The following is a 16,407-nucleotide window of genomic DNA, read 5'->3' as shown; positions in this document are numbered from 1 at the left end:
CTCGGCCGCAGAGAGCGGATGCCACGGGGCATCCGCCGCCCGGCCACCGACCTTTCGCTCCGCGCTCGCGCGCGGGGCGCCCCACGCACGGAATTGAGGACTGATGAAGCTCGCCATCGTCGGCGGAGGCTCGACCTACACGCCCGAACTCATCGACGGGTTCGCACGACTGCGCGACACCCTGCCGCTCGAGGAGATCCGTCTCGTCGACCCCGATGAGCACCGTCTCGCGCTCGTCGCGGGCATGTCGCAGCGCATGCTCGAGCACGCCGGGCACCCCGCGAAGGTGATCGGCACGACCGACCTCGTCGCCGGTGTCGCCGGTGCCGATGCCGTGCTCATCCAGTTGCGGGTCGGCGGGCAGGACGCCCGTCATGCCGACGAGACCTGGCCGCACCAGGCCGGATGCATCGGCCAGGAGACGACCGGGCCCGGCGGCCTCGCGAAGGCGCTGCGCACCGTGCCAGTGGTGCTGCGCATCGCCGACGTCGTGCGGGCGCACGCCAAGCCCGACGCCTGGATCGTCGACTTCACGAACCCCGTCGGCATCGTCACGCGTGCCCTGCTCGAGGCGGGCCACCGAGCCGTCGGCCTCTGCAACGTCGCGATCGGCTTCCAGCGCCGCTTCGCCTCGCTCTTCGACGTCGACCACGACCGGGTGCGCCTCGGGCACGTCGGCCTCAACCACCTGACCTGGGAGCGGAGCGTCGTCATCGACGGCGCCGACCGGCTGCCGGGGCTGCTCGAGCACCGACTCGGCGAGCTCGCAGGCGAGGTGCACCTGGCGCCGGCGCTCATCGCGCAACTCGGCGTCGTGCCCTCGTACTACCTGCGCTACTACTACGCGCACGACGAGGTGCTGCGCGAGCAGCTGCACGAGCCGACGCGGGCCGAGGCGGTGCGCGCGATCGAGCGCGAACTGCTCGAGCTCTACGCCGACCCGGCGCAGCACGAGAAGCCGGCAGCACTCGAGGGACGCGGCGGCGCGTTCTACTCCGAGGCGGCGATCGAGCTGCTCGCGGCGATGCGCGACGGCGCGAGCCGCTCGCGGGTGGTCAACCTGCGCAACGACGGCGTGCTGCCGTTCCTGCCCGACGACCACGTGATCGAGGTTCCGGCCGTGTTCCGCGACGGGGGATTCGTCGCAGACCCGGTCGCGCCGCTGCCCGACGACATCCGCGGACTCATCTCGGGGGTCGCCGGCTACGAGCGCCTCGCGCTCGACGCCGCGGTGCACGGCGGTCGCGACCGCGTGCTCCGCGCGATGCGCGCGCACCCGCTCGTGCTGCAGCACGACCGGGCCGAGCAGCTCACCGACCTGCTCATGGCCGAGAACGCCCCGTTCCTGGAGTGGGCGCGATGAGTGGCGTGATCGTCGCCGTCGACGGCGGGGGCTCGAAGACCGACGCCGTCGCGCTCACGATCGAGGGCGAGCTCGTCGCCCACGAGCGCGGTGCCGGCTCGAGCCCGCACTTCGAAGGGCTCGGTGAGGCGGTCGCCGTCGTCGACGAGCTCGTGCGCGCCGTGGCGGGGGAGCGCCCCGTCGCGCATGCCGGGCTCTACGTCTCGGGTCTCGACCTGCCCGTCGAGGTCGAGCAGTACGCCGCCGCGATCGCAGGGTTCGCCTGGTCGGGGCCGTCAACGGTCGTCGCCAACGACCTCTACGCCGTGCTGCGCGCGGGCACCGACGAGCCCGACGCCGTGGCGATCGTCTGCGGCACCGGCGTGAACGCGGTCGGCGTGCGCGCCGACGGTGCCGAGGTGCGCTTCCCTTCGCTCGGCGCCCTCTCGGGCGACTGGGGCGGCGGCAGCGGCATCGGCGAGCAGGTGCTCTGGCATGCCGCGCGGGACGTCGACGGGCGGGGCCCGCAGACGGTGCTGACCGCGGCGATCGTCGAGCAGCTCGGGGTCGCTTCGGTGCCGGCGCTCATCGAGGACCTGCACTTCGGCCGGCGCGAGTCGAGCGAGCTCACCGCGCTCACGCCGACCGTCTTCGACGCCGCGCGCGCCGGCGACGCCGTTGCGGCGGGGCTCGTCGACCGTCAGGCTGCAGAGATCGTGGCGTTCGCCCGTGCCTGCGTGACCCGGCTCGGGCTCGTCGATCGTGCCGTTCCGATCGTGCTCGGCGGCGGCATCGTCCGCTCGGGCGACGAACGGCTCATCGGCGGCATCGCCTCGGGTCTGGCCGTCGTGGCTCCACTGGCGCGCATCGAGATCCTCGATGCGTCGCCGATCGTCGGAGCCGCGCTGCTCGCGCTCGATCGGGCGGGGGCGAGCGCCGAGGCGCTCGACCGGGCGCGTGACGCGGTCACGCGGGCGACGCGGATGACGCGTGCCGCTGCCGAGCGCGAGGCGGCGCCCGTCGCGCGCTGACCGCGCTGTGGGTGCGAGCGGTCGATCGCTCGGTGCTCAGGCCTCTCCTCCGAGGCGACGCACGGCGGCGTCCTGGTGGGCGAGTCGGCGGAGCGCGAGCAGCACCGGTTCGTAGAGCGCGGTGCCGAGCACCGTGTACTCGACGGCGGCGTGCGGCTCCGGCGGCATCCGCGCGAGGTCGTAGGCGGCGAGGTCTGCGGCGGCGCTCCCGTAGCGGGCGAGACGCTCGGGCGTGATCGGCATGCCCGCGTCGTCGGCGGCGGCGAGCGCGCCCTCGAGCTGCGCGACCGCGGCGAACCCGGGGTCGTAGACCTGACCGAGCGCCTCGAGTGCGGCGCGCGCTCGCGGATACGGGTCGTCGGCGCCGGCGGGCTCGGCGCCGTCGGGCGGCAGCGCCCCGACCGCGCGGCCGAGGGTGGAGTAGAGGTCGTCGCCGGGCTCGTCGACGAGCTGGAGCACGGCGCGCGCCTGCTGCACACTCAGCCCGACCGGGCCGGTGAGCGCGCGCACCAGCCGGAGCCGGCGCACGTGGCGCTCGTCGTAGCTCGCCTGCGTCGCCGAGGTCGCGGTGCCCGGGTGCAGGAGCCCCTCACGGAGGTAGTACTTCACGGTCGCGACCGGCAGACCGGCCTCTGCGGCGAGTGCGGAGATGCGCATGAGGAAACCTGACCCTTGCATTGGATAGTTCAACTCTCTAATATTGGAGAGTACAACTATCCAATCATGGATCCGCGAAGAAGGGACCGGCCATGCCGTCCGCACCAGATCTCATCCTCATCGGCGTCCTCCTGCTCGCGCTCGTCACGGTCGAGAGCGGCGGCTACTTCCTCACCCGCGTGGTGCGGGGGCTGGCGCCCGCGAACCGGCTGCAGACGAGCTTCTTCCGCGCGGGCCATGCGCACGCGGCCGTGCTGCTCGTGCTCTCGATCGTGATCCTGTCGGTCGTCTCGTACGCCGCGCTCGACGGGTTCTGGCTCTGGCTCGCCCGGCTCGGCGCGCCGATCGCGGCGATCCTCATGCCCGCCGGCTTCTTCCTCTCGGTGCTCGGCCGCGAGCCCGAGAAGCCGAACCGGCTCATCGTGCTCCTCTGGGTCGGAGCCGCCTCGCTCACCGCCGGGCTCATCGCAGCAGGGGTCGGCCTCGTCGCGGGCGGCATCGCGGCCCTCTGATCACGCCGGACGGGTGCGAGACGAGCCCGATCGGCGTAGCGTCGGCGCATGGCCATTCCGCAGCGCTTCTCTCTCGTCACGCTCGGCGTCGCCGACGTCGAGGCCGCGACCGCGTTCTACCGCAGGATCGGCTGGCGCGAGGCGCCGTCGTCGGTCGACGGCGACATCGCCTTCTTCGCCACCCCCGGCGGCGTGCTCGCCCTCTGGGAGACCGCCGAGCTCGCGAAGGACGCCGCGCTCCCGACCATGCACGCGAACGCTCCGGGTTTCCGGGCCGTCGCGCTCGCGATCAACCTCGCCTCGCGCGAGGAGGTCGACGACGCCGTGGGCGACTGGGTGCTCGCCGGCGGGTCGATCTCCAAGGCGGCCGCCGAGACCGAGTGGGGCGGCTACAGCGGGTACGTCGCCGATCCCGACGGCAACCTCTGGGAGCTCGCGCACAACCCGTCGTGGCCGCTCGACGAGCGAGGCCTGCCGGTGCTGCGCGGAGCCTGAACGCCGCTGGTCGGGGGCACCATCCACGGCATCTACACTGGAATCCGTGACTTCAGAGGAAACCGTCGACGTCGTGCTGATCGGCGGGGGCATCATGAGCGCGACTCTCGGCTCCCTGCTCTCGCAACTCCAACCCGATTGGACGATCCGCGTCTACGAGCGACTCGGCGAGGTCGCGCAGGAGTCGTCGAACGCGTGGAACAACGCGGGCACCGGCCATGCAGCGCTCTGCGAGCTCAACTACATGCCCGAGAACCCCGACGGCACGGTCAGCGCCGACAAGGCCGTCTCGATCAACGAGCAGTTCCAGGTGAGCCGGCAGTACTGGTCGTACCTCGTCGAACAGGGTGCATTGCCCGAGCCGCACAACTTCATCAACACCGCGCCGCACATGACCTTCGTCAGGGGCAAGGCGAACATCGAGTACCTGAAGAAGCGCGTCGCCGCCCTGGCCGAGCAGCCGCTCTTCGAGGAGATGGAGTTCACCGAAGACCTCGAACGCATCGCCGAGTGGACCCCGCTCCTCGCGAAGAAGCGCAACCCCAAGGCGCGCGTCGCCGCGAGCCGCACGGTCGCGGGCACCGACGTCGACTTCGGCGCGCTCACGAAGCTCCTCTTCCGCGACATCGAGCGCCGCGGCGCCGAGATCGCCACGAACCACCAGGTCACCCGACTCAAGCGCCAGAAGGACGGCACCTGGAAGCTGCGCCTGCGCCACCTCGTCGGCAACACCCCGAAGACCGTCAACGCGCGCTTCGTGTTCGTCGGCGCCGGTGGCGGCGCCCTCGCGCTGCTGCAGCACTCGGGCATCCCCGAGATCAAGGGCTTCGGCGGCTTCCCGATCTCCGGCCAGTTCTTCCGCACGACGAACCCCAAGATCGTCGCCCAGCACCACGCGAAGGTCTACGGCAAGGCCGCGAAGGGCGCGCCGCCGATGTCGGTGCCGCACCTCGACACCCGCGTCGTCGACGGCGAGACGGCCCTGCTCTTCGGGCCGTACGCCGGCTTCACGCCCAAGTTCCTGAAGACCTCGACGTGGTTCGACCTGCCGTTCTCGATCCGGCTGCACAATCTCGGCCCGATGATCCAGGTGGGCCTGAAGAACTTCGACCTCGTGAAGTACCTCGTCTCCGAGCTGCTCGCCTCGCGCGACAAGAAGCTCGCAGCACTCCGCGAGTTCATGCCCACCGCCAAGAGTGAAGACTGGGAGCTCATCACGGCCGGCCAGCGCGTGCAGGTCATGAAGAAAGATCCCGAGAAGGGCGGCGTGCTGCAGTTCGGCACCGAGGTCATCACCGGCGCCGACGGCACGATCGCGGGTCTCCTCGGCGCCTCCCCGGGCGCCTCGACCGCTGCGCCGATCATGCTCGACGTGCTCGGCCGCTGCTTCCCCGACCGCATGGCGGAGTGGGAGCCGAAGCTGCGCGAGATGATCCCGAGCTACGGCACGAAGCTCTCGAGCGACCCCGAGGCGGCCGCCGCCTCGCTCGCGGCCACCGCGAAGGTGCTCGACCTCACCGCCTGACGCGCTCGATCTCGGGTCTCGACAGGCTCGACCAGCAGGCCTCTGCGGGTTGAGCTTGTCGAAACCTCGAACGCTCTGGTACCGTCGTACCCGCTATGAAGTGAGCACACACCCTCGTCCCGCGCCTGAGGCGCCGTAGACATCGGGTGTGCCCACGGTTCTGATCAGGCCGTGCCGACGCGACCGCGTCAGCGTGCACCCATCCACGGCAATGCCCGGCGGGATCCTCTCCGCTCCCGGGCGGTCGCCGGCGCCGCGCGCCCGCGTTCCGCAGTTCGGTGCATCGTGCTCGCAGCACGCGCGCCGCGGCATCCGACGGCCGCCCGGGGGCATACGCGCAAAGGGCGTACCGCATGGCTGTATCCGTCATCCATTCCCACTATCTCCGCGTCGACGGGCTCTCCGTCTCGTATCCCGACCGACGCGTGTTCTCCGACCTCGGCTTCGCGGTCCCGCCGGGCCAGCGGCTCGGTCTCATCGGCGAGAACGGGGCCGGCAAGTCCACGCTGCTCCGGCTCGTGGCCGGCGAGTTCGAGCGAGCGGATGCCGCGGCATCCGTCGGCCCGGAGGCCACGACCTCCGGTCGCATCACCCGGCCGCGCCGCACCGCGCTGCTCGCCCAGGAGCTGCCGTTCGGCCCCGACGAGCGCATCGGCGAGGTGCTCGAGGCCGCCCTCGCCGAGGTGCGCGCGGTCGAGCGCGAGCTCGACGACGCTGCTGCGGCGCTCGGCGTCGCCGCCTCCGCCGCCGCAGACGCCCGGTACTCGGCGGCGCTCGACGCCGCTGAAGGTGCCGAGGTGTGGAGCGCCGAGGCGCGCCGCGACGAACTGCTCGACGGGCTCGGCGTCGGCGCACTCGGCCTCGATCGCCGCGTCGACGAGCTCTCGGGCGGACAGCGCTCGCGATTCGCGCTCGCCGCGCTGCTGCTCAGCGCGCCCGACGCGCTGCTGCTCGACGAGCCGACGAACCACCTCGACGATGCCGCAGCGGCCTTCCTCGAGGATCGGCTGCGCGCGTGGCGCGGGCCGGTCGTGTTCGCGAGCCACGACCGGGCGTTCCTCGACCGGGCGGCCACCGGGCTGCTCGACCTCGACCCCGGGCGGGCGGGCGCGCTCGCGCTCGCCGGTGCGACGCCCGCGCCCGGCATGCAGGACGCCGCTCCCGATCGATCGCTCGCCGCTGCGGGCGGGGCCGTCTTCGGCGGCGGATTCAGCGAGTTCCTCGAGGTGAAGGCCGAGGAACGGCAGCGCTGGTTGCGGCAGTACGACGACGAGCAGGAGGAGCTGCGGCGACTGCGCATCGGCTTCGCCGAGACCGCTCGCGCGGTCTCGCACAACGCGCCCATCTCCGACCGGAACAAGATGGCGTTCGGGCGCCGAGGCGATCGCGTCGAGCAGCAGGTGAGCCGGCGGGTGCGGAACGCCCAGCTCAGGCTCGAGACCCTCGAGCGCGAGCAGGTGCCGAAGCCGCCCGCGCCGCTCGTCTTCGCGGGCATCCCCTCGGGCTCGCACGCGTTCGACGAGGAGTCCGGCCTGCTGCTGCACCTGTCGGAGGTCGCGGTCGACGGCCGGCTCTCGCTCGAGGCGCTGCAGGTGGCACCGCTCACGCGGTTGCTCGTGACGGGAGCGAACGGTGCGGGCAAGTCGACGCTCCTGAACGTGCTCGCCGGCGCGCAGCGCGTCGACCGGGGCGCCGTGCACCGGCGCAAGGGCCTGCGCGTGCAGCTGCTCGAGCAGGACGTGCGCTTCGCCGACCCCACCGCCTCGCCGCGTCGGCTCTACGAGCGCGCGCTCGGCGAGCGGCGTGCGGAGCAGGTGCCGCTCGGCAGCCTCGGCCTGGTCGCCCCGCGCGACGAGTCGCGCCCGGTCGGGGCGCTCTCGGTCGGGCAGCAGCGCCGGCTCGCGCTCGCGCTCGTGATCGCGCGACCACCGCACGTGTTCCTGCTCGACGAGCCGACGAACCACCTCTCGCTCGGGCTCGCCACCGACCTCGAGGACGCCCTCGGCGCGTACCCCGGCGCCGTCGTCATCGCCAGCCACGACCGGTGGTTGCGGCGGCGGTGGGCGGGCGAGGAGCTCGAACTCGCGGCGGGCAGCGCGGTGCGGGTCGGCGCGCTCCGGTGACGTGAGCGGATGCCGCGGGGCGCGTGTCGCCGCGGCATCCGTTTGCTTCTCATTCGAACATGTGTTCGAATAGCGGTATGCGTTGGAGCGGGCAGGAGCTGGGCATCGAGCAGTCGGGCGCGCTGCCTGGGCTCGCGAAGCTCAACAACCTCGTGCGCTCGGTGCAGACCCCCGACTTCGCCGGGGTGACGTTCCACGAGGTGCTCGCGAAGTCCGCGCTCAATCGCGTGCCCGGCCAGTCGGCGATGCCCTTCGGGTGGACCATCAATCCCTATCGGGGCTGCACGCATGCCTGCGCCTACTGCTTCGCTCGGCCGACGCACACCTACCTCGACCTCGACGCCGGTGACGATTTCGATCGGCAGATCATCGTGAAGGTCAACGTCGCCGAGGTGCTGCGACGCGAGCTCGCGAGGCCGTCGTGGCGGCGCGAACCCGTGGCACTCGGCACCAACACCGACCCCTACCAGCGGGCAGAGGGGCGCTACGCGCTCATGCCGGGCATCATCGATTCGCTCGCGGCGAGCGGCACGCCGTTCAGCATCCTGACCAAGGGCACGCTGCTGCGTCGCGACCTGCCGCTGCTCGTCGAGGCCGCCGCGCACGTGCCCGTCGACGCCGCGATGTCGATCGCGATCTACGACGACGAACTGCAGCACTCCGTCGAGCCGGGCACCCCGAGCACGAAGGCGCGTCTCGCGACCGTCACCGCGGTGCGCGATGCGGGGCTCGACTGCTCGGTGTTCCTGATGCCGATCCTGCCGTACCTCACCGACACGAAGGCCCACCTCGACGAGGCATTGCGCTCCGTGAAGGCGGCCGGCGGCACGAGTGTGCTCTATTCCGCACTGCATCTGCGCGGTGCGGTGAAGCCGTGGTTCATGCAGTGGCTCGAGCGCGCCCACCCCGAGCTCGTGCCGAAGTACCGCTCCATGTTCTACGGCACCAACGCCTACGCGCCGAAGGCGTATCGGCAGTGGCTCGGCCAGCGGATTCGGCCGTTGATCAGGAGGCACGGCCTCGACCACGGGCGCGAAGACCCGGTCACCGGGGGAGTGCGCTCCTCCGCGCTCGCGGGCGCATCGACGGGCGGCGATCACGCCCCGGGGCGTGCGCGCCTGGTCGCTGCCGGCGGGCGGCTCCCCGAATCGCTGAGTCTCCCGCCCGACCCGTCGGCCCTGTTCTGACCGCGTCGTCCCCGCGAGCCCCCCGGAAACTGGGATAATCCGCAAGAGGCCCGAACAGTGGTGTTCGCAGGCGGTACGAGCGGAGGATCACGATGACCCTGGGGTTGCCGGGACATCTTGCACGCGAGTCCCTGAGCCGGGCGCTCGCGACCGCGGGGCACGGAGCGGCGTTCACCTGCCTCGCGCTCGGAGTGGTGCTCGGCGGCGTCATGGCGACCTTCGGCGGCCAGCCCGATCGGTGGACCGGTGCGCTGCTCCTGATCATCATGATCGTGCTGCTCACGCTCGTCGCCCGGTACCCGACCGTGCTGCTGACCGTGCTGTACCTCATCGTCGGTGCCGGGGTCGTGGTGGCGATCACGATCATGCTCATGCCCGGCGGCGAGTTCCCGACGACCAACAACGCGGTGCTCGCCCTGCCCGGCACCGCGCTCCTCCTCGTCGGCGGCGCGGGCGCGGGTTCGGCGATCGCGCTCACCTGGGCGACCCTCGGGTTCGCGCTGAGCGAGGCTGCGGCGTTCCTCGGCGTCGTCATCGCCGGCGGCGTCTACGCGCCGAATCTCGCCGTCTGCTTCGCGTTCGCGGTGGTCGTGATCGTGCGGGTGTTCGACGGAGTCACGCGCAAGTCCGACATGCGCCGCGAAACCGGCCTCCATCGGGCCAGTCAGCAGACGCGAGAGCTCGCGATCCGCCACGACTACGAGCTCCGTGCCATCGCGCGCCTGCACGACACGGCGCTCAGCCATCTGGTGGCCATCGCGGCAGCCGGGTCGGGGCCGGTCGATGAACGCCTGCGCGTCGGCATCCGCCAGGATCTGGGTCTCATCGTGGGGCGCGACTGGGCGATCGACCACGCGCTGTACAACGATCCGGCTTCGGGGGCGATCGTCCGGGGAGCCACGGCCCAGCGTTCGTTCGCGCCCGCCTCGCCATCTCCTGCCGTATCCAACGGACGACAGAACGGATGGCGCGGCCGCCCACGCGGCAACGTCGCGGCCGCCGATCCTCGCACGCCGGTCGAGGAGACGGTGCCGTCGCTCGCGCACGCGTTCTCGGCGGCGGCCAATGCCGGCCTCGAGGTGCGGGTCACGGGCGACTTCGCGGTGCTGGGCACGCTCGGACCGCGTCGGGTCGCCGCACTCGACGCCGCGGTCGCGCAGTGCCTCATCAACGTCGCCCGCCACGCCGGCGTCGATCAGGCCGAGCTCGCGCTGGGTCTCGGCGGCGGTGAAGTGACGGTCGCAGTCATGGACAGCGGCGTGGGATTCGACGAGAGCGAAGTGCCGCCCGACCGCATCGGGCTGCGCACCTCGATCCGCGCCCGGATCGAACAGGAGCAGGGCACGGTCCGACTCTGGTCGACCAAGGGCATCGGCACGACGATCGTGCTCACGGTGCCGGAGGGCGGCGAATGAGCGGGCATCTGCGCTTCACCCAGCAGGAGGCCGACCCGATCGGGGCGATCAGCGCGTCGCCGATCGTGCTCGTCGGGGCGGTCCTCGCCTTCCTCCTCGCCTCGGGACTGACCTGGTCGCACTGGAGCGAGGTGGGCTCGCCCCCGGCCGCCGTGATCGCGCTCGTGCTCGTGGCGGCCGCGGGCGTCGCCGCCGTGTTCGCGTCGTCGCCGGCGCGGGCGCCGTTCACGAACGAACGTCTCTGGCTCGTCGTGACGCTCGCGGTCGGCGGGGCGATCGCCGAGTACGTCAGCACCGTCGGCAACAACAGGCAGTTCTACGACGACTTCGGGCCGACGGTCATCGGCATGCTGATCCTCTCGCTCGCCCCCTTCTGCACCTGGGTCTCGGCGGCGCTCGCCGGCGTGTTCTCGGCGGCCGTCCTCTCGATCCTCGTCGTCGGGGCGTCGATGTACGCGGCATCGGATGCGCCGGTCGCCGCGCTGATCACGCTGAACTCGGCACCGGTGCTGGCGATGTCCGCGGCGGCGGCCGGGTATTCGTACGGCATCGTGGCCGAGACCCTCGCCTGGCAGCGCGAGGCCAACCGGGCGGCACTGCAGCGCGACGCCGAGTTGCGAGCGGGCATCGCCCGCTCGGTGCAGCAGAGCCGCGTCTCGGTGCTCGGGCGCGAGGTGCTGCCCTTCCTCGCGGGGGTGATGACGGCCGAGCGCATCTCGGTGGCCGACGCCGACCGGGCACGAGAACTGGCCGAAGCGCTCCGCCGGGCGTTGCGAGCGGGCATCGAGTCCACGTGGCTCGACGAGCTCGCCGCGAACATCCGACTGAGCCGCGGCGTCGACACGATCATCGACGACCCGACCGGTGCGGCGGCGGCGCTCACCGCCGATCAGCGCTCCGCCCTGACCGCCTTGATCTCCTGGCTCGGCGACTCCGCGCGATCCCGGCTCATCAAAGTCGCCTTCACCGGCGGGAGCGACGGCGGCGGCAACCGAGACATCCTGCTCGTCGCCGATTCTGGCGCCTCCCCACCGAGCCGACGAGAGCTCGACCGTTTCGTCGCCGTGGCACGCGCGGTCGCCCTGCGTGCGGATGCCGAGCTGACGCGAGAGAATGTGAAGGTGGGGTTGAGCTATGACATCGATTGAACAGGCGCCGACACCGGTGCCCACACCGCCGCATCGGCTGGCGATCCTCGACGACCATGAACTCATCGTCGACGGGCTCGCCCGCTGGTTCACCGACGTCGCCGCGGACTTCAACGTGGTCATCCGTGCCACGAGCTGGATGGATCTCGTGCGCGACCCGGAGTTCCCCGTCGACCTGGTGCTGATGGACCTGCAGCTCGGCGACACCGTCTCGATCGAGTCCCGCATCCGTGCCTGTCGCGCGGCCGGGGCGAAGGTGATCGTCGTGACCGCCATCGACGACGAGGAGTCGCGCCGGCGCTCGCTCGTGGCCGGCGCCGCCGGTTTCGTGTCGAAGACCCTGCCGGCCGACGAACTCGTCGACTACGCGCGGCGCGTGATGCGCGGAGAACGGGTGCAGCGGCAGCCGTCGTCGGCGGATCCGGTCGCAGCGGGCGCCGGCGTCGTTCCCGACCGCCACGGCGTTGCGCTGAGCGCGGCCGAGGAGAAGGCGCTGCGCTACTACGCCCAGGGCCTCAGCACGGTCGAGGTCGGCCGGCGCATGGAGGTCGGCTACGAGACGGCGAAGACCTACCTCCGACGCGTGCGGGAGAAGTACGCGAAGGCCGGGCGCCCCGCCAGTCGCAAGGCCGAGCTGATCCGCCGTGCGGCGGAGGACGGGTATCTCGAATAGATGGCGAAGCTGTACTTCCGCTATGGGGCGATGAACTCCGGCAAGTCGACGGCGTTGCTCCAGGCGGCGTTCAACTACGAGGAGCGCGGGCACCAGGTGCTGCTCGCCAAGCCCGCGATCGACACGAAGGGCGACTGCGACATCGTGTCGCGCCTCGGCGTCGTGCGCGAGGTGGACTTCACCATCGGGCCCGACTCGAGTGTGCGCGAGCTGTTCGCGGCGCATCGTGAACGCGTGACCGAGCAGCGCGGCCGCGACGTGAGCTGCCTGCTCGTCGATGAAGCGCAGTTCCTGAACTCCGACCAGGTCGACGACCTGCTGCGCATCGCGCTCCTCGACGGCGTGCCGGTGCTCGCCTACGGCATTCGCACGGACTTCCAGACCGTGGCGTTCCCCGGCAGCCGGCGACTGCTCGAGGTCGCGCACAGCCTCGAGGAGCTGAAGACGATCTGCCGGTGCGGCCGGAAGGCCATCTTCAACGCGCGACTGATCGAGGGGCGGTTCGTCTTCGACGGCGCCCAGGTCGCGATCGACGGCGAGGCGGTCACCTACGAGTCGCTCTGCGGGGTCTGCTACCTCGCCGAGAGCGGTGGAGTGCTGAACGGCCGTCACTGAGCGGATGCCTCGGCGACCCGGTGCCGGTGCAGGTCGGCGATCGTCGGCGCGCCGGCGGCCTCCGGCATCGAGGCGGCGCACGGCGCGCGTGGGCGGGTCTGGTGCATTCGGTGCATGGCGCGTGATGATGGAGTGAGGCTCCACGGAGGTGCGCCATGAACGAGATCGCGGTGGGTGTCGGCACGGGCGGTTCGGCCACGGAGCGCGCCGTGGGCTGGGCGGCGAAACGGGCATCCGGATCCGGGAGCAGGTTGCGACTCGTGCATGTCGTCGACGAGGCGTCGAGCGAGCCCGCCGAGTTCCGGGCGCGGGAATGCCTCGACGAGGCCGCCGCGGTCGCCACTGCCGTCGATGCCGGCCTCGAGGTCGTCACGACGCTCGAACGCGGGTCTCCGATCGACGTCTTCGAGCGCATCTCGGCCGACGCCGAGATGCTCGTGGTCGGCAGCGACTGGCACGAGGGTCGACGGGCGAGTCGGCGCCGAGTGCTGAGCCTGCGCATCGCCGCGGTGAGCCGTGCGGCGGTCGCGGTCATCCCCGACCGCGATCCCGGCGAACGTCGGGGCATCGTGGTCGGGGTCGACGGTTCGCACATCTCCGATCACGCCCTCTCGTTCGCCGCCGATGAGGCCGACCGCGCCGGCGAGTCGCTCATCGCGGTGCATTCCTGGGACGTCGTCGCGATGGTCGGCGGCGAGTACGGCTACGGCGCCCCGCTCATCGCTGCCGACGACCTCGCCCGCGCGGAGTCGGAGATCCTCGACGCCGCACTGGCACCCGTCGCCGCCGCGCATCCGGGACTCGACGTGCGGCGCACCGTCGTCGCCGGCGACCCCGTGCACGACCTCACGGAGGCCGCTTCGGAGGCACGCATGCTCGTGGTCGGCAGCCATGGACGCGGCGCGCTCGCGCGGTTCCTCCTCGGATCCGTCAGCCAGGGCGTGCTCGCCGACCTCGTGACGCCGACGATCGTGGTCAGATGACCGACGCCGCACGCGTCGCCGCGGCGACCTCGGTCTCGCCCGGAGCGAGGCGGGTCGACGGCGTGGACGCCGCGCGAGGGCTGGCGCTGATCGGCATGTTCGTCGCGCATGTCGCGCCCGCCGCGGCCTCCGCCGACCTGGCCGCGCTCCTGGCGATCGCCGACGAACGTCCACGGTTGCTGTTCGCGCTCACCGCGGGCATGGGGTTGGCCTTCATCTCGGGCGGCACTCGGCCGATCGTCGGGGGGCGGGGCGAGCTGCGGCGTCAGATCGCGATCCGAGCGGTGATCCTCATCGTGCTGGGAGTGCTCATCGCCGTGACCCTGCATCCGCTCGTGTTCATCATCCTCGATGTCTACGGGGTCGCATTCCTCGTCATGCTGCCGCTGCTGTTCCTGCCGGCGCGTGCGGCACTCGGCGCCGGCATCGCCCTGCTCGCGATCATGCCGGGGTTCGCCGCGCTCGCGAGCACCACCGATCTGGTCGTCGAGCTGCGACAGGGCCCGTTCGCGATCGTCGTCGACTGGTTCATCAGCGGCGCCTATCCGGTCGTGGAGTGGGTTCCGGTGATGATGATCGGCCTCGCCCTCGTGCGCTTCGACCTGGCCTCGCCGCGGGTGGTGACGGTCGCTGCGCTCGCGGGGGCCGCCACGGCCGCGGTGCTGCTGCCGGTCGTCGCGCTCATGCCCGGCGGTGCCGACGAGGCATCCGCCGGTGAGGCCGACGCCTGGACCTCGGCGCTGCGCACCTCGCTCGAAGTGCTCGGCAACGTCGGCGTCGGTGTCGTCGTCGTGGCCGGGATGCTGCTCCTGACGTTCTTCGCGCGCCCGTCGGTGCGCCGCGTGGCAGGCGCGGTGCTCTCGCCGGTCATCGCGATGGGGGCGATGCCGCTCACGATCTACACGCTGCACCTCGTCGTGCTCGCCGCATCCATCCGCATCGAGGGCGGGTACTCCACCGACGACTCGTTCGAGCTGCTGCTCGGGCTGATCGTCGGGTCGATGGTCTTCGCCTGGCTGTGGCGGCGCTACCTCGGCCGGGGGCCGCTCGAGCGGGCGCTCCGGTGGGCGAGCGGTCGGAGCAGAGCGGATGCCGCGCGGGCCTCCGGCTCGCGGTGAACCGCGGACGGCGATCCGATGCCGGTGCCGCTCCGATCCGGCGTGGGCGCACCGTCGGTACGGCAGAATGGAACGGTTCGATCGGGAGGATCTCCATGCGCATCTCCGTCATCGGCTGCGGCTACCTCGGTGCGGTGCACGCCTCCGCGATGGCCGAACTCGGCCACGACGTGGTCGGCATCGACGTCGACGAACGCAAGATCGCAGCGCTCGCGGCCGGACGGCCGGCCTTCTACGAGCCGGGGCTCCCCGAGATCCTCGCATCGGCGACGGCGAGCGGGCGGCTGCGGTTCAGCACCGACATCGCCGACGCAGCGGGCGCCGAGGTGCACTTCCTCGCCGTCGGCACGCCGCAGTCCGCCGAGACGGGAGCGGCCGACGTCTCGTTCGTCGATGCCGCGTTCGACGCGCTGCTGCCGCACCTGGCCGACGGCGCGCTCATCGTCGGCAAGAGCACGGTGCCCGTCGGCACGGCCGCCCGCCTCGCCGAACGACTCGCCGCAGCGGCGCCGCACGCCGGCCTCGCGTGGAATCCCGAGTTCCTGCGCGAGGGCTTCGCCGTGAAGGACACGCTTTCCCCCGACCGTCTGGTCTACGGCGTCGGCGAGGAAGACGACCGCGCGGCATCCGTGCTCGATCACGTCTACCGTGCCGCGATCGAGGCGGGCACGCCTCGCATCGTCACCGACTACGCGACGGCCGAACTCGTGAAGGTCGCCGCGAACGCCTTCCTCGCGACGAAGATCAGCTTCATCAACGCGATGTCCGAGATCGCCGACGCCACCGGCGCGGATGTCACGGCGCTCGCCGATGCGATCGGGCACGACGCCCGCATCGGCCGCCGTTTCCTCAATGCGGGTGTCGGCTTCGGCGGCGGCTGCCTTCCGAAGGACATCCGCGGGTTCATCGCCCGGGCCGAGGAGCTCGGCCTGAACGACACGCTCGCCTTCCTCGGCGAGGTCGACGAGACCAACCTGCGTCAGCGGCGCCGAGTGGTGGATCTCGCGCTGCAGGCCCTCGGGGGCGCTGCGACCGGTAAGAAGGTCGCGGTGCTCGGCGTGACCTTCAAGCCCGATTCCGACGATGTGCGCGACTCGCCGGCGCTCGACATCGCGATCAGCCTTCAGGAGCTCGGCGCCGAGGTCGTCGTGACCGACCCCGAGGGGCTCGACAACGCGCTGGCGCGACGCCCCGACCTCGGAACGGCGTCGACGACGCGTGAGGCCCTGTTCGGTGCGGATCTCGTGATCCTCGCGACCGAGTGGAACGAGTACCGCGCACTGGACCCTGAGGCCGCCGGACGGCTCGTGGGGGAGCGGCGCATCATCGACGGGCGCAACGTGCTCGATCCCGCCGTGTGGCGGTCTGCCGGCTGGCAGTACCGGGGCATCGGCCGACCGTAGCCGTCGTCGCGTGGGCCGTTCGCCGGCGGGTATGAGAAAACCCCCTCCCGAAGGAGGGGGTTTCACCCGGTCGGGGTGACAGGATTTGAACCTGCGACCTCGTCGTCCCGAACGACGCGCGCTACCAAGCTGCGCCACACCCCGGGTGGCCCTTGCGAGCCTCAACAAGAATAGCCGATA

Annotated in this window: 16 protein-coding genes and 1 tRNA gene; 14 read left to right on the top strand and 3 right to left on the bottom strand. The window is 71.7% G+C overall.

The annotated features are described in order from the left end of the window. Positions 1–103: 103 nt before the first annotated feature. Together BJY17_RS07200 and BJY17_RS07195 are read left to right on the top strand one after the other, a co-directional pair. Positions 104–1,363, top strand: coding sequence for a 6-phospho-beta-glucosidase (locus BJY17_RS07200; RefSeq protein ID WP_179550762.1), 1,260 nt, complete (start codon positions 104–106; stop codon positions 1,361–1,363). Continuing rightward, positions 1,360–2,373, top strand: coding sequence for an N-acetylglucosamine kinase (locus BJY17_RS07195; RefSeq protein WP_179550761.1), 1,014 nt, complete (start codon positions 1,360–1,362; stop codon positions 2,371–2,373). Before BJY17_RS07200 ends, BJY17_RS07195 begins: the two co-directional genes overlap by 4 nt. A 36-nt stretch (positions 2,374–2,409) precedes the next feature. On the opposite strand, the gene BJY17_RS07190 is transcribed toward BJY17_RS07195, so the two are convergent. Further along, the gene (locus BJY17_RS07190) at positions 2,410–3,030 is read right to left on the bottom strand and encodes a MerR family transcriptional regulator (protein WP_179550760.1); all 621 of its coding nucleotides are present in this window, start codon (positions 3,028–3,030) and stop codon (positions 2,410–2,412) included. A gap of 92 nt (positions 3,031–3,122) precedes the next feature. Here BJY17_RS07190 and BJY17_RS07185 point away from each other — a divergent pair, with 92 nt between their 5' ends. The 9 genes from BJY17_RS07185 (at position 3,123) to BJY17_RS07145 (ending at position 12,723) form a co-directional block, all read left to right on the top strand. Continuing rightward, positions 3,123–3,542, top strand: coding sequence for a hypothetical protein (locus BJY17_RS07185; RefSeq protein ID WP_179550759.1), 420 nt, complete (start codon positions 3,123–3,125; stop codon positions 3,540–3,542). 48 nt (positions 3,543–3,590) lie between these two features. Then, entirely contained in the window at positions 3,591–4,037 is a 447-nt protein-coding gene (locus tag BJY17_RS07180) for a VOC family protein (RefSeq protein WP_179550758.1), read from the top strand. A 46-nt stretch (positions 4,038–4,083) separates the two neighbouring features. Further along, positions 4,084–5,562: a malate:quinone oxidoreductase gene (locus BJY17_RS07175; protein WP_179550757.1), complete on the top strand. Its 1,479-nt coding sequence runs from the start codon at positions 4,084–4,086 to the stop codon at positions 5,560–5,562. Positions 5,563–5,915: 353 nt separating this feature from the next. Further along, positions 5,916–7,685, top strand: coding sequence for an ATP-binding cassette domain-containing protein (locus BJY17_RS07170; protein ID WP_179550756.1), 1,770 nt, complete (start codon positions 5,916–5,918; stop codon positions 7,683–7,685). Positions 7,686–7,762: 77 nt separating this feature from the next. Next, positions 7,763–8,872 carry an Rv2578c family radical SAM protein gene (locus tag BJY17_RS07165; RefSeq protein ID WP_179550755.1) on the top strand — a complete coding sequence of 370 codons (1,110 nt, stop codon included), beginning with the start codon at positions 7,763–7,765 and terminating at the stop codon, positions 8,870–8,872. A gap of 92 nt (positions 8,873–8,964) precedes the next feature. Then, positions 8,965–10,287, top strand: coding sequence for a sensor histidine kinase (locus BJY17_RS07160; protein ID WP_179550754.1), 1,323 nt, complete (start codon positions 8,965–8,967; stop codon positions 10,285–10,287). Further along, positions 10,284–11,435: a hypothetical protein gene (locus tag BJY17_RS07155; RefSeq protein ID WP_179550753.1), complete on the top strand. Its 1,152-nt coding sequence runs from the start codon at positions 10,284–10,286 to the stop codon at positions 11,433–11,435. Before BJY17_RS07160 ends, BJY17_RS07155 begins: the two co-directional genes overlap by 4 nt. Next, on the top strand, positions 11,422–12,108 hold the full coding sequence (locus BJY17_RS07150) for a response regulator transcription factor (protein ID WP_179550752.1): 687 nt from the start codon (positions 11,422–11,424) through the stop codon (positions 12,106–12,108). The genes BJY17_RS07155 and BJY17_RS07150 overlap by 14 nt, the downstream gene beginning before the upstream one ends. Beyond that, positions 12,109–12,723, top strand: coding sequence for a thymidine kinase (locus BJY17_RS07145; RefSeq protein WP_179550751.1), 615 nt, complete (start codon positions 12,109–12,111; stop codon positions 12,721–12,723). Here BJY17_RS07145 and BJY17_RS18740 read toward each other — a convergent pair. After that, positions 12,717–12,839 carry a hypothetical protein gene (locus BJY17_RS18740; RefSeq protein WP_281371124.1) on the bottom strand — a complete coding sequence of 41 codons (123 nt, stop codon included), beginning with the start codon at positions 12,837–12,839 and terminating at the stop codon, positions 12,717–12,719. The two genes, BJY17_RS07145 and BJY17_RS18740, sit on opposite strands and share 7 nt — an antisense overlap. Before the next feature lie 39 nt (positions 12,840–12,878). Here BJY17_RS18740 and BJY17_RS07140 point away from each other — a divergent pair, with 39 nt between their 5' ends. From BJY17_RS07140 to BJY17_RS07130, 3 genes are all read left to right on the top strand, one after another. Beyond that, entirely contained in the window at positions 12,879–13,706 is an 828-nt protein-coding gene (locus tag BJY17_RS07140) for a universal stress protein (RefSeq protein WP_179550750.1), read from the top strand. Next, complete coding sequence (locus BJY17_RS07135; RefSeq protein WP_179550749.1) at positions 13,703–14,824, top strand: DUF418 domain-containing protein; 1,122 nt, start codon at positions 13,703–13,705, stop codon at positions 14,822–14,824. Before BJY17_RS07140 ends, BJY17_RS07135 begins: the two co-directional genes overlap by 4 nt. A gap of 95 nt (positions 14,825–14,919) precedes the next feature. After that, a complete protein-coding gene (locus BJY17_RS07130; protein WP_179550748.1) occupies positions 14,920–16,227 on the top strand; it encodes a UDP-glucose dehydrogenase family protein in 1,308 nt (435 codons plus the stop codon). A gap of 70 nt (positions 16,228–16,297) precedes the next feature. On the opposite strand, the gene BJY17_RS07125 is transcribed toward BJY17_RS07130, so the two are convergent. Next, positions 16,298–16,371: transfer RNA gene (locus BJY17_RS07125), tRNA-Pro, on the bottom strand. Positions 16,372–16,407: the final 36 nt, after the last annotated feature.

The sequence above is a fragment of the Agromyces hippuratus genome (genome assembly GCF_013410355.1).
Taxonomy (GTDB): Bacteria; Actinomycetota; Actinomycetes; order Actinomycetales; family Microbacteriaceae; genus Agromyces; species Agromyces hippuratus.
This window is presented reverse-complemented; position numbering and strand designations above follow the sequence as displayed.

Excerpts from the sequence above, each read along its gene's own strand:
- BJY17_RS07200 (WP_179550762.1), top strand. The coding sequence starts at position 104 with ATGAAGCTCGCCATCGTCGGCGGAGGCTCGACCTACACGCCCGAACTC.
- BJY17_RS07195 (WP_179550761.1), top strand. The coding sequence starts at position 1,360 with ATGAGTGGCGTGATCGTCGCCGTCGACGGCGGGGGCTCGAAGACCGAC.
- BJY17_RS07190 (WP_179550760.1), bottom strand. The coding sequence starts at position 3,030 with ATGCGCATCTCCGCACTCGCCGCAGAGGCCGGTCTGCCGGTCGCGACC.
- BJY17_RS07185 (WP_179550759.1), top strand. The coding sequence starts at position 3,123 with ATGCCGTCCGCACCAGATCTCATCCTCATCGGCGTCCTCCTGCTCGCG.
- BJY17_RS07180 (WP_179550758.1), top strand. The coding sequence starts at position 3,591 with ATGGCCATTCCGCAGCGCTTCTCTCTCGTCACGCTCGGCGTCGCCGAC.
- BJY17_RS07170 (WP_179550756.1), top strand. The coding sequence starts at position 5,916 with ATGGCTGTATCCGTCATCCATTCCCACTATCTCCGCGTCGACGGGCTC.
- BJY17_RS07165 (WP_179550755.1), top strand. The coding sequence starts at position 7,763 with ATGCGTTGGAGCGGGCAGGAGCTGGGCATCGAGCAGTCGGGCGCGCTG.
- BJY17_RS07160 (WP_179550754.1), top strand. The coding sequence starts at position 8,965 with ATGACCCTGGGGTTGCCGGGACATCTTGCACGCGAGTCCCTGAGCCGG.
- BJY17_RS07155 (WP_179550753.1), top strand. The coding sequence starts at position 10,284 with ATGAGCGGGCATCTGCGCTTCACCCAGCAGGAGGCCGACCCGATCGGG.
- BJY17_RS07150 (WP_179550752.1), top strand. The coding sequence starts at position 11,422 with ATGACATCGATTGAACAGGCGCCGACACCGGTGCCCACACCGCCGCAT.
- BJY17_RS07145 (WP_179550751.1), top strand. The coding sequence starts at position 12,109 with ATGGCGAAGCTGTACTTCCGCTATGGGGCGATGAACTCCGGCAAGTCG.
- BJY17_RS18740 (WP_281371124.1), bottom strand. The coding sequence starts at position 12,839 with ATGCACCGAATGCACCAGACCCGCCCACGCGCGCCGTGCGCCGCCTCG.
- BJY17_RS07140 (WP_179550750.1), top strand. The coding sequence starts at position 12,879 with ATGAACGAGATCGCGGTGGGTGTCGGCACGGGCGGTTCGGCCACGGAG.
- BJY17_RS07135 (WP_179550749.1), top strand. The coding sequence starts at position 13,703 with ATGACCGACGCCGCACGCGTCGCCGCGGCGACCTCGGTCTCGCCCGGA.
- BJY17_RS07130 (WP_179550748.1), top strand. The coding sequence starts at position 14,920 with ATGCGCATCTCCGTCATCGGCTGCGGCTACCTCGGTGCGGTGCACGCC.